General features: G+C 72.4%; 9 protein-coding genes. 3 read left to right on the top strand and 6 right to left on the bottom strand.

The annotated features are described in order from the left end of the window. Positions 1 to 9: 9 nt before the first annotated feature. Positions 10 to 1530: a depupylase/deamidase Dop gene (gene dop / locus ACSSS0_RS21230; RefSeq protein ID WP_487229543.1), complete on the bottom strand. Its 1521-nt coding sequence runs from the start codon at positions 1528 to 1530 to the stop codon at positions 10 to 12. 79 nt (positions 1531 to 1609) lie between these two features. Then, on the bottom strand, positions 1610 to 4213 hold the full coding sequence (locus tag ACSSS0_RS21225) for a lysylphosphatidylglycerol synthase domain-containing protein (RefSeq protein ID WP_487229542.1): 2604 nt from the start codon (positions 4211 to 4213) through the stop codon (positions 1610 to 1612). Positions 4214 to 4318: 105 nt separating this feature from the next. Here ACSSS0_RS21225 and ACSSS0_RS21220 point away from each other — a divergent pair, with 105 nt between their 5' ends. From ACSSS0_RS21220 to ACSSS0_RS21210, 3 genes are read left to right on the top strand one after another with little or no spacing between them, the layout of a single operon-like run. Then, a complete protein-coding gene (locus ACSSS0_RS21220; RefSeq protein WP_487229541.1) occupies positions 4319 to 5317 on the top strand; it encodes an alpha/beta hydrolase in 999 nt (332 codons plus the stop codon). Positions 5318 to 5357: 40 nt separating this feature from the next. After that, positions 5358 to 6347, top strand: coding sequence for a ribose-phosphate diphosphokinase (locus ACSSS0_RS21215; RefSeq protein ID WP_487229540.1), 990 nt, complete (start codon positions 5358 to 5360; stop codon positions 6345 to 6347). Next, positions 6344 to 6772, top strand: a complete 429-nt coding sequence (locus ACSSS0_RS21210) for a DUF3054 domain-containing protein (protein ID WP_487229539.1) — start codon at positions 6344 to 6346, stop codon at positions 6770 to 6772. The genes ACSSS0_RS21215 and ACSSS0_RS21210 overlap by 4 nt, the downstream gene beginning before the upstream one ends. 84 nt (positions 6773 to 6856) lie before the next feature. On the opposite strand, the gene arc is transcribed toward ACSSS0_RS21210, so the two are convergent. The 4 genes from arc to ACSSS0_RS21190 form a co-directional block, all read right to left on the bottom strand. Further along, positions 6857 to 8620, bottom strand: a complete 1764-nt coding sequence (gene arc, locus ACSSS0_RS21205) for a proteasome ATPase (protein WP_435986029.1) — start codon at positions 8618 to 8620, stop codon at positions 6857 to 6859. A 56-nt stretch (positions 8621 to 8676) separates the two neighbouring features. After that, entirely contained in the window at positions 8677 to 9903 is a 1227-nt protein-coding gene (locus tag ACSSS0_RS21200) for a tRNA (adenine-N1)-methyltransferase (RefSeq protein ID WP_487229538.1), read from the bottom strand. A gap of 11 nt (positions 9904 to 9914) precedes the next feature. Next, complete coding sequence (locus tag ACSSS0_RS21195; protein WP_487229537.1) at positions 9915 to 10385, bottom strand: single-stranded DNA-binding protein; 471 nt, start codon at positions 10383 to 10385, stop codon at positions 9915 to 9917. A 226-nt stretch (positions 10386 to 10611) separates the two neighbouring features. Continuing rightward, positions 10612 to 11757, bottom strand: coding sequence for a site-2 protease family protein (locus ACSSS0_RS21190; protein ID WP_487229536.1), 1146 nt, complete (start codon positions 11755 to 11757; stop codon positions 10612 to 10614). Positions 11758 to 11776: the final 19 nt, after the last annotated feature.

Genomic DNA, 11776 nt, shown 5'->3' with positions numbered 1-11776 from the left:
TGGTGTCGCCTACTCGGGCGTGGCCAGGCCGCGGAGCAGCTCGCCCACGTCGGCGCTCTGCTCGAGGAGGGTGCCGACCTGCGCCCGGGTGCCGCGCTCGGGCTCGAGGATCGGCACGCGCTGGAGGCTCGCCCGGCCCGGCACGTCGAAGACGACGGAGTCCCAGCTGGCCGAGAAGACCTGGCCGGTGAAGCGGCGGACGCACTCGCCGCGGAACCATGCGCGGGTGTCCTCCGGCGGTGTCGTCTGGGCCGCCTTGACCTCCTCGGGGGTGACGAGGTCACGGAGCAGCCCCCGGTCGCGCAGCCGGTGCACGAGCCCCTTCTCGGGGCGCACGTCGGCCCACTGGATGTCGATGGCCGCGAGCCGGTGGTCGTCCCACGCGAGGCCGTCACGGGCGCGGTAGCCCTCGAGCAGCTGCAGCTTGGCGACCCAGTCGAGCAGCGGCGCGCACGACATGACGTCGCGCCTGAGGCCGGTGAGCACCTCCTCCCACAGGCCCATCACCTCGGCGGTCGCCTCCCCTTCCGGGTCGTCGCCGCGACGGTCGAGCCAGGCGCGGGCGGCCTCGAGGTACATCCACTGGAGGTCGAGGGCGGTGACGGTGCGACCGTCGACGAGCTCGACGGTGGCGGTGAGCGTCGGGTCGTGCGAGACGGCCTGGAGGGCGGCGACGGGCCGGCGGACCGACCAGTCCTCGGTGAGGTGGCCGTCCTCGATCATGCCGAGCACGAGCGAGGTCGTGCCGGTCTTGAGCAGCGTGGCGACGTCGAGGTGGTTGGCGTCGCCGATGATGACGTGGAGGCGCCGGTAGCGGTCGGCCACGGCGTGCGGCTCGTCGCGGGTGTTGATGATCGGGCGCTTCAGCGTCGTCTCGAGCCCGACCTCGGTCTCGAAGAAGTCGGCGCGCTGCGAGATCTGGTAGCCCGCTCCCCTGCTGTCGACGCCGATCCCGACGCGTCCCGCACCGCAGACGACCTGCCGCGTCACGAAGAACGGGATGAGGTGCCGCACGATGTCGGGGAAGGCCGTGCGCCGTGGCATGAGGTAGTTCTCGTGGGTGCCGTAGGACTGGCCCTTGCCGTCGGCGTTGTTCTTGTAGAGGTTGACCGGCGGCTGCCCGGGACGCGCGGCGAGCAGGCGCACCGACTCGAGCGCGATCGCGTCCCCGGCGCGGTCCCACGTCACGGCGTCGCGCGGCAGCGTCACCTCGGGCGAGCTGTACTCCGGGTGCGCGTGGTCGACGTAGTAGCGGGCACCGTTGGTCAGCACGACGTTGGCGAGCGTCGGGTCCTCGACGTCGGTCAGCTGGCTCGGGTCGGCCGTCTGCCGGTCGAGCTGCCACCCGCGCGCGTCGCGCAGCGGGTCCTCGAAGGCGTAGTCCCAGCTCGACTGGTTGGACCGGATCCCCTGGGCGGCGGCGTAGACGCTGATGACCTGGCCCGAGAGGAACATCGGGTTGGCCATCGGGTCCCCGGGCACGGAGATGCCGTACTCGGTCTCGAGCCCCATGATCCGCCGCACCGTCATGGCCCGACGATAACCGTCCGGGCCGGCTGCGCCGCGTCCGGTCCCGCCGTGACCGATGGCGTATGCCGTCCGGCCGGGGCTAGATGGCCCCGACCTTCTGCAGCCGGTTGAGCGAGAACCACCCGAACGGGATCGGCAGCCAGTACGTCGCGAGCCGGTAGAGCAGGACGGACGAGACGGCCGTGCCGCTGTCGACGCCGATGGAGATGAGCCCGAACGACATCGCGGCCTCGATGCCGCCGAGGCCGCCGGGCGTCGGGACGGCCGAGCCGACGATGGCACCCGCGAAATAGACGACGGCGATGGCGGCCACGGGCGCGTCGGCACCGAACGCCCTCGTGGCGCAGACGAGAGCGGCGACGAACGACATGTCGAGCAGGAGCGCCCCGCCGAGCAGCTGGGTCAGCTTGGCCGGGTGCTGCAGGACGGCGAGCACCTGCGGGACGGCGGACTTGACCTGCGGGAGCACCCGGTCGGTGAGCAGCGCCCGGACCTTCGGCAGCGCGAGCAGCCCGAGGGCGAGGATGACGACGACGAGGATCGCCGCCACGAGCACCGGCGACGGGCTGAACGAGACCGCGGGGCCGGTGCCGGCGAGCACGCCGGAGATGACGAGCAGGACGAAGTACGAGCAGAACTGAGCGACCTGCGCGACGCCGACGCTGGCGCCCGCGACCGTCGGGGACAGTCCGGACGTCTGCAGGTAGCGGGTGTTGAGCGCGATGTTGCCGACCGCGGCGGGGGCGACGAGGCCGCTGAACGCCACGGCGAGCTGCGTCATGTAGGTCCGGACGAACCTGAGGTGGATCTGGACGGCGCCGGCGAGCGCGACCGAGGCACCCGCGAAGGTCGCGGCCGCGAAGAGCAGCAGCAGGGCGGCCCAGCGCCAGTCGGCCGTGCTGACGACCTGGCCGATGTCGACCTGGGCCAGCTGCGTCAGGAGCAGGTAGCCGGCGATGCCGCCACCGATCAGGGTGACGATGCCGCGCGCCGAGATGCGACGCAGCTGGACGGGCTCGACGGCCTCGGCCTTGGGCCGCAGCGCCACGAGGCGCTCGCGCAGCTCGCCCATGACCGACTTGGACTCCTTCAGCGCCACGCGTGCGTCGGGGCTCAGGGCGACGGGCTGGAGCACGGGCACGGCTCGCAGGACGGCGTCCTCGCCGAGGGCCGCAACGGCCGAGTCGACGGTCCGCTCGGGACCCACGGCGAGGGCCACGGTCGTGAGCAGCTGCGCGAGGTCGATGCGCAGGCTGATGTCGTCGGCGGCGACGTCCCCGCTGCCGAGGCGGGACAGGGCGACCCGCCCGTGGTCGTCGATGAGGATCGTCGACGGTCCGAGCTGGCGGTGCACGATGCGGCGTCGGTGCAGCGTGGCGGCGAGTCGCCAGATCGCGGCGAGCCGGGCGTCGTCGAGATCACCGTCGACCTCGGTGAGCGGGGTGCCCTGCGGCTCGTCGTAGGCGATGACCGCCGAGAAGGGGCCGACCTCGGACACGGCGACCGGCCGTGGCGCGCGGATGCCCGCGTCGTGCAGGGCGAGGCCCATCAGGGTGCGGTGCTCGATCTCGGAGCGCAGGGTCAGCGCGGGCGGTCTCGTGAAGCCGCTGCGCAGCCGCAGCACGCGCAGCAGGCGCCGACCGGAGGCGAGCCCGAAGGTGTCACGGTCGATGACGTGGACGTCGAGGGTCCCGTCGTGGGTGGCCCCCACGTAGCGTCGGTCGCCGGCGTCGTTGGCGTCGATCAGCTCGAGGCGGGTCAGGGGCACCCCGCCCGAGACCAGCACCGCGGCCACCTCGATCCCCGGTGGGCGGGTCGACGTCACGCCGAAGGCGAGTCGGAAGGCCAGGCCGACGATCCAGCCGAGCAGGAGCGAGCAGACGAGGGCCGCGAGGGTCATGGCCCCCGAGAGGAGGGTCGTGACGAGCGTCGCGATGACGACGACCGTGGCGATCGGGGAGATCCACTTGCGGCCGGAGATGTCGGCGACCGTGAGCAGCGCGACCATCGAGACGATGACGATGTCGAGCGGACCGGTGCGGCCCGTCGCCGTGGGTCGGGTCAGCACGTCGGTGAGGAACCCGCCGTTGCCCGAGTGCACGAGCACGGCCACGACGATGACGAGGACACCCCCGACGACGGCGGCCCCGAGCGCCTGGATCAGCTGCATCGGGCGGCGACGGACGAGCAGGTCGGCGCCCACCCCGATCGGCAGGAGCAGGACGCCGAGGCCGCTCATCCAGCCGAGCAGCGTGAGCAGCAGCCGCGGGAGCCCGCTCGTCGCCTCGGTGAGGTCCTGCTCGACCGCACCGCGCGTGCCCGACGCGACGTCGGCCACGACGAGGCCGAGCACGAGGAAGACGACGGCCGCGGCCAGTCGGACGCCGTCGACGGGACGGCGTACCCGCTCCGGGATGGGTGGCTCGATCACCTCGACGTCGGGGAGCTGCGGCCGGGAGCGTCCGTCGGACGGCGGTTGCGCGCCGGGCACGCCTCCGTCGTCGGCACCGGCGACCGGTTCCCCCTCGGTCACCTCGGCGCGCTCGTCACGCTCCTCGGTCTCGTCGTGCACGTGCTCCGCCGTCCGGCGCATGGTCTCCCCCGTGGTGTCGTCCGATGACCCGGCGGGTCGGGAGACGGCCCCGTCCATGGGGGGCTGCGTCCTCTCCGAGTCGCCGGGCATGTCCCAATCCTGCCTGAGGCGGGGGCCGAATGGCCGCAGCGTCGCCGTGCGAGCGTCCGTGCTCCCGGTGCGGCGACCATCAGGAAGCGGTGCGAGACTGACGCCGTGACGGTCACCGACTCGTGGGACATGCCCCTGCGCACCAAGCTGCTCGCCCGCGTGCTGAGCCGCACCCGCGACGGGTCGCGGATGCTCTCCGGTGACGAGATCGCCCGCAGCAGAGCGTGGTTCGCTCCTGCGCGGGTGCCCTTCACGTGGGTCACCGGTCCGGTCCCGGCCGGCGTCGAGATCGGCGAGACGAGCTTCGCCGCCCGGGACGGGCACGTCGTCGACGTCCGCACCTACCGTCCGAGACACGCCGACGGCGAGGCCCTGCCCGCGATGCTGTGGTTCCACGGGGGTGGCTGGGTGCTCGGCAACACGCGAGGGTATGACCCGATCTGCGCCTGGATCGCCGACCGCGCCCGGGTCGCGGTGCTCAACGTCGACTACCGCCTCGCGCCGGAGCACCGCGCCCCGCAGGCCGCCCACGACTGTGTCGACGCCGCCCGCTGGGCCGCGTCCGACGCGTCCGGCGACCGCATCCGCCACACGGGTCTCGGCCTCGCCGGTGACTCGGCCGGCGGCAACCTCGCGGCCGTGGCCGCACAGGTGCTCCGTGCCGAGGGTGGCGCCGACGTGGCCTACGAGGCGCTCGTCTACCCGGCCGTCGACGCGACGATGAGCTCGCCCTCCGTGGCCCAGCACGCGGCGGCACCGATCCTCACCCGCAGCGACATGGACGCGTTCCTCGCCCACTACCTCGGGGACGGCGACGACGCCCTCGACCCGCTCGACCCGCTCGTCTCACCGCTGCACGCCGACGACCTGAGCGGGCTGCCCCCGACGCTCGTGCAGACGGCCGACCTCGACCCGCTCCGCGACGAGGGCACGGCCTACGCCGAGGCGCTGCGCGAGGCCGGGGTCGAGGTCCGGCACACCAACTACCCTCGTGTCCCGCACGGCTTCATGAGCTTCCCCGGGGCCACCCGGGTCGGCGGCGCCGCCCGTGCGGAGCTCGCCCAGTGGGTCGCCCGGCACGCGCGACCGGGAACGGTCGGATAGTCTGCGAACGCACGCGAGTCTCGTGAGGGATGGTCTCGAAGTGAACGATGTCGTCGTGTTCAGCGGCTCGGCGCACCCCGCCCTGGCCGACCGGATCTGCTCCCACCTCGGGGTGACCCGGTCCCCCGTCGACATCAAACGGTTCAGCAACGACTGCCTGCAGGCGCAGCTGCTCGCCAACTGCCGCCAGCGCGACGTCTACATCGTTCAGCCGCTCGTGCCCCCGACGCAGGAGCACCTCATGGAGCTGCTCCTCATGATCGACGCGGCACGCGGCGCGTCGGCGGCGCAGATCACCGCGGTCATGCCGCACTACGCCTACGCCCGCTCCGACAAGAAGGACGCCTCGCGCATCTCCCTCGGTGGGCGGCTCGTGGCCGACATGATCTCGACGGCCGGCTGCCACCGCGTGCTGACGATGGCCCTCCACGCTCCCCAGGTGCACGGCTTCTTCTCGACACCCGTCGACCACCTGACGGCCATCGGGGTGCTCGCCGACCACTTCCGCGACAACGACCTGACCAACTCGATCGTCGTCAGCCCCGACCTCGGCAACGCCAAGGTCGCGACCCAGTTCGCCCGCCTCCTCGCGCTGCCCGTGGCGGCCGGCTCGAAGCAGCGGGTGGCCGACGACCGCGTCGTCATCGACTCGATCGTCGGCGACGTGTCCGGTCGCCGGGCCATCATCCTCGACGACGAGATCGCGACCGGCGGCTCGATGCTCGAGCTCATGGACCGCCTCAAGGACGCCGGCGCGACCGAGGCGGCGATCGTCTGCACCCACGGACTCTTCGCCGGCAAGGCGGTCGAGCGGCTGCGCGACCACCCCTTCGTCACCGAGGTCGTCACCACCGACACGGTCCCCGCGCCGGACGGCTGGCCCGAGCTCAAGGTGCGGTCGGTGTCGGCCCTCTTCGCCGAGGCGATCAGCCGGATCCACCACGGTCGCTCGGTGAGTTCGCTCTTCGAGGGCGTCGACCCGACCCACGCGCCGCCGCAGGCCAAGCTCCCCTTCGACACGCCTTCATGAGCCGGCCCGCCTGGTGGCGCCGCCCCGCGGTCGCGCTGCTCCTCGACGTCGCGCTCGTCCTCGTCTTCGCCGCCGTCGGTCGGGCGAGCCACGAGGAGTCGAGTCCGGTGGTCGGTGTCCTCGCCACGGCGTGGCCCTTCCTCGTCGGGACCGGCCTGGGCTGGCTCGTCGTGCGGGTCCGGCGTCGCGCGTGGCCCCTCGACGTCGGGCCGGGCATCACCGTGTGGTTCGCGACCGTCCTCGTCGGCATGCTGCTGCGTCGCGCGGTCGGGTCGGGCACGGCGCTCAGCTTCGTCGTCGTCGCCTCGGTCGTGCTCGCGCTCTTCCTGCTGGGATGGCGTGCCCTCGGGACGTACGCCGCCCGCCGCGCCACCCGGCACACGCCAGCCCCGCCGACACACCGAGCAGGTCACAACCCACCGTGATCCGATCCCGGTGGGTCGTGACCTGCTCGGTGTGTTGCGGACGGTGTGTCTCGTGACGAGGCTGCCAGGGCGTTGGCCGAGGACTCAGAGGTACTGGCCGGTGTTGGCCGTCGCGATGGAGCGGCCCGGCTCGGTGCCGTCCTTGCCCTTGAGCAGCGTGCGGATGTAGACGATCCGCTCGCCCTTCTTGCCGCTGATCCGCGCCCAGTCGTCGGGGTTGGTCGTGTTGGGCAGGTCCTCGTTCTCCTTGAACTCGTCGACGCAGCTGTTGAGCAGGTGCTCGACGCGGATGCCCTTCTGGCCGGTCGTGAGGAAGTCCTTGATCGCGAGCTTCTTGGCCCGGTCGACGATGTTCTGGATCATCGCGCCCGAGTTGAAGTCCTTGAAGTAGAGGATCTCCTTGTCGCCGCCCTGGTAGGTCACCTCGAGGAAGCGGTTCTCCTCCATCTCGGAGTACATCCGCTCGACCGCGGCCGTGATCATCGCCTCGACGGTCGCGTCCCGGTCACCGCCGTTGACGGCGAGGTCGTGCTCGTGGAGCGGCAGCGACTCGGTGAGGTACTTGCTGAAGATGTCGCGCGCGCTCTCGGCGTCGGGACGCTCGATCTTGATCTTCGCGTCGAGGCGACCCGGCCGGAGGATCGCAGGGTCGATCATGTCCTCGCGGTTGGAGGCACCGATGACGATGACGTTGTCGAGGCGCTCGACGCCGTCGATCTCGGCGAGCAGCTGCGGCACGATCGTCGTCTCGACGTCGCTCGAGACGCCCGAGCCGCGGGTGCGGAACAGCGAGTCCATCTCGTCGAAGAAGACGACGACGGGCGTGCCGTCGGAGGCCTTCTCGCGGGCCCTCTGGAAGATGAGCCGGATGTGCCGCTCGGTCTCGCCGACGTACTTGTTGAGCAGCTCGGGGCCCTTGATGTTGAGGAAGTAGCTCTTCTCCGTCTGCTTGCCGGTGCGCGCGGCGACCTGGCGGGCGAGGGAGGCGGCGACCGCCTTGGCGATGAGCGTCTTGCCGCAGCCGGGAGGGCCGTAGAGCAGCACGCCCTTCGGCGGCTTGAGCGCGTGCTCCTTGTAGAGCTCGGGGTGCAGGAAGGGCAGCTCGACGGCGTCGCGGATCTGCTCGATCTGGCCGGCGAGGCCACCGATGTCCTCGTACTCGACGTCGGGCACCTCCTCGAGGACGAGCTCCTCGACCTCGAGCTTGGGCACGACCTCGTGGACGAAGTTGGACCTCGGGTCGAGCGTGAGCGAGTCGCCGACCCGGAAGTGCTCACCGAGCAGGGGCGTCGCGATGCGGCACACGCGCTCCTCGTCGCCGTGGGTGACGACGACGACGCGGTCGTCGTCGAGGCGCTCCTTGACCGTCACGACCTCGCCCACGCGCTCGTAGCCGTGGACCGAGACGACGTTGAGGGCCTCGTTGAGCATGACCTCACGGCCGAGGCCCAGCTCCTGCTGGTCGACGGAGGGGCTGACCGCGACGCGCATCTTGCGACCACCGGTGATGATGTCGATCGAGCCGTCCTCGGGCGGGTCGATGACGAGGCCGTAGGTGCTTGGTGGCTGCGCGAGACGGTCGACCTCCTTCTTCAGGGTGACGATCTGCTCGCGGGCGTCCTTGAGCGTGCGCACGAGGCGCTCGTTCTGGGACGAGAGCGTCGACAGGCTCGTCTGGACGTGGGCCAGCCTCGCCTCGAGCTCACGTGTGCGCTGGGGCGAGTGTCGCGCCACCTCGCGCAGCGACTCGACCTCGGCGCGCAGGGCTGCGAGCTCGCGGTCCCCCGCTCCGGGGACTCCGGCGCCGGCGGCACCTTCGGGGTCTGGGTTGCGGACGTCATCAGACATCTCGGCCTCCTCAATCCGTCACTCGCACATAGTGACGATTCGACCCTAACCCCGTGTCAGCCGATGTCGTCGGACGTTTCAGCCAGTGATCGGCGCAGGCGTCGGATCGTCTTGTCGCTCTTGACGCGCTCGCCGAGCGCCTCGGGCGTCCACGCGTCCGCCGGGATGTCCGTCGAGGCGGTCGAACCGGCGACCGGCGCGGCGGCACCCGCAGCGTCGTCCGAGGCGTCGACGCCCGTCGCGGCCGCGTCGCCCGCGTCGCCGTAGGCGCCCTTGGCCGGACGGCGCTTGCGCTCCGGCGGGACGACTCCCGGCGCGAGCCGCCGCGTCGTGATGAGGAAGCCGGTGTGCCCGTGCATGCGGTGCTGCGGACGCACGGCGAGGCCCTCGAGGTGCCAGCCACGCACGAGCGACTCCCAGGCGGACGGCTCGGTGAACCCGCCGTGGGCCCGGATGCCCTCGGCCACCCGGCTCAGTTGGGTCGTCGTGGCGACGTAGCAGATGAGCACGCCACCGGGGATGAGTGCGTCGGAGACGGCGTCGAGGCACTCCCAGGGCGCGAGCATGTCGAGCACGACCCGGTCGACGGTGCCGGCCTCGGCGACGGACGGCAGGGACTCGACGAGGTCACCGACGGTGACGGTCCAGGCCGGGTGGTCTCCGCCTAAGAACGCCCGTCCGTTGCCACGGGCGATCTCGGCGAAGTCCTCGCGACGCTCGAACGACAGCAGGCGTCCGCGCTCGCCGATGGCGCGCAGCAGGGACATCGACAGCGCACCGCTGCCGACGCCGGCCTCGACGACCGTCGCGCCGGGGAAGATGTCGGCCATCTGGACGATCTGGCCGGAGTCCTTGGGGTAGACGACCGCGGCGCCTCGCGGCATCGACATGACGTAGTCGCTGAGCAGCGGCCGGAGCGCGAGGTACTCGACGCCGGCGGTGTTCGTCACGACGGAGCCGTCGTGGGAGCCGATGAGGTCGTCGTGGCGCAGGAAGCCACGGTGCGTGTGGAACTCGCGCCCGGGCTCGAGCGTGATGGTGTGCAGACGTCCCTTGGGGTCGGTCAGCTGGATGCGCTCCCCCACCTCGAAGACGCCACGACGGTCGTGCGCGCCGGCGACGTGGGACCGCTCCGTGTCGGCGCTGCGGCCGGCGCTGGGGCCGTCGCTGGGGACGGCGCTGGTGCCCGACTCGTCGCGGGTCCCGGCGTGCCCGGTGTCAGGCCCGGAGCGCTCGGAGTGCTCGGCGTCGGGCTGCTCGGCGTCGGTCGTGGGAGCGGTCATGGGAGCACAGTCTAGGTGCCGGCGAGGCCTCCTCCGGACACCTTCCGGAGCGCCGCCGCCTCGACCTCGTAGCGGCTCTGGCGACCGGCCGGCCCACCGAAGAACCGTCGCCGCAGGGCACCCTCGACCTCGACGAGGTCGCCCGCGCGAAGACGCAGCGCGCGCCGTCTCGTCACGGCCGTCCAGCACACGACGTCGATGGTGTCGACCGTCGCCCGCCTCGGCTCGTCGGCGCCTGCGCGGCGTCGCCCGGGCAGCGGAGGGCGTGGGACGACGACGCGCAACGTCGCGATGCGGTCACCGCTCGGGAGCTCACGCTCCTCCGCCTCGGACCCCAGGCGCCCGCTCAGGACCACCTCGTTGCGGCCCGGCACCGACGCGCTGCCGACCGGTCCGCCGCCTTTCGCCTGGCGGCCCGGGCGCGGAGAGGACCGAGGTGCTGCCCCGCCCGCAGTCGTCGTCTCGCTGCGGCTCGTCCTCATGGTGTCTCCCTCCGGCCCGCCCGTCGGGCCCTGGACCAACCGTGACGGGATCGTGGCCGTCCTGCTGCCGCGGTGGGAGCGCCTGTGGACGACGGACCGAGCCGTCGAGGGGGTGTGGACACGACGAACCGACACGGGGCGCTGAGGTGACGGACGCGGGGGCCTGCGCCGCACGGCACACGCCGTCAGGGGCCCTGGCGGCCTGGCCCGACTCGGTGGAGGCGGGTCAGCGACGACCGCGGCGCGCCAGCTCGGCCCCGACCACGGCGTTGATCCGCTCGGCGCTCGCCAGGCCGCGGATGTCGCGGGTCGCCTCGTCGACGACGACGGCCAGCGAGAGCTCGCGCTCGCTCATGACGCGGATGAGGTCGGTGAGCACGGCGTCGTCGGGCAGCGCCACGACCCACGACGCGGGCTGGGCCAGCGTGACGGACGCGATGGCCGTCCGCGTCCGGCTGTCGGCCGGCACTCCGGCCGCCGACTCGGCGTCGACGACGCCGAGCGGCCACCCGGTCGGGTCGGCCGCCGCCACCCATGCGCCTGCAGCCACCGCGGTCTCGACCTCGGACACGGTGGCCGTGCCCGCGACGAGGGACAACGGCTCGAGCACGTCGGTCGCGCGGCCGGCGGTCGCCTCGTGGATGTGACCGGCCCGGACGGCTCCCGTCGCGCCCTGCCAGAGGAAGAAGGCGATGGCGAACGGCCAGACGAGGTCGAAGATGTCGGGCGCCCGCCCCTCGGCGAGCGGGCGCAGGGCGAACCACGCGACGGTCAGCACCGAGACGACGCGTCCCAGCCAGCCGGCCGTGACGAGGCCGCGACCCTTGCTGCCCGTGGCGCGCCAGACGAGGGCGCTGACGATCTGGCCGCCGTCGAGGGGCAGGCCCGGCAGGAGGTTGAAGACGCCGACGAGGACGTTGGCGAAGGCGACGATGCCGAGCAGCGTCAGCGCGGTCTCGTTCGTCGTCAGGGCACGGAGGCACCAGACGACCGCGGCGAGCGCGAGGTTGGACAGCGGCCCGACCACGGCGACGATGGCGGTCGTGCTCGGCGACGTGCGGGTCGCGTCGTAGACGGTGTGGCCGCCCCAGACGTCGGCGACGATCCGGTTGACCGGGTGCCCCCGCCACCGCGCGGCGAAGGCGTGGGCCGCCTCGTGCACGAGCACCGAGACGAGCAGCAGGAGGGCGTAGGCCGAGGCGAGCAGGTAGCCGTAGGCGGCGCCGCGGTCGGACCTCGACAGGTTGGGCCCGAAGACGACGACGATGAGCACGGCGATGATCGGCCAGGACCGACCGAGGTAGACCGGGATCCCGGCGAGGCTGCCGATCCGCCACCCGTGGGACGCGTCCGGGCGGGCGGGAGTGCTCATGGGCTCGACCCTATGCCCT

The organism is Terrabacter sp. R4-6, assembly GCF_057529065.1.
This window is presented reverse-complemented; position numbering and strand designations above follow the sequence as displayed.

Coding starts and splice junctions, on each gene's coding strand:
- ACSSS0_RS21190 (WP_487229536.1), bottom strand. CDS start 11,757: ATGAGCACTCCCGCCCGCCCGGACGCGTCCCACGGGTGGCGGATCGGC.
- dop (WP_487229543.1), bottom strand. CDS start 1,530: ATGACGGTGCGGCGGATCATGGGGCTCGAGACCGAGTACGGCATCTCC.
- arc (WP_435986029.1), bottom strand. CDS start 8,620: ATGTCTGATGACGTCCGCAACCCAGACCCCGAAGGTGCCGCCGGCGCC.
- ACSSS0_RS21200 (WP_487229538.1), bottom strand. CDS start 9,903: ATGACCGCTCCCACGACCGACGCCGAGCAGCCCGACGCCGAGCACTCC.
- ACSSS0_RS21195 (WP_487229537.1), bottom strand. CDS start 10,385: ATGAGGACGAGCCGCAGCGAGACGACGACTGCGGGCGGGGCAGCACCT.
- ACSSS0_RS21210 (WP_487229539.1), top strand. CDS start 6,344: ATGAGCCGGCCCGCCTGGTGGCGCCGCCCCGCGGTCGCGCTGCTCCTC.
- ACSSS0_RS21225 (WP_487229542.1), bottom strand. CDS start 4,213: ATGCCCGGCGACTCGGAGAGGACGCAGCCCCCCATGGACGGGGCCGTC.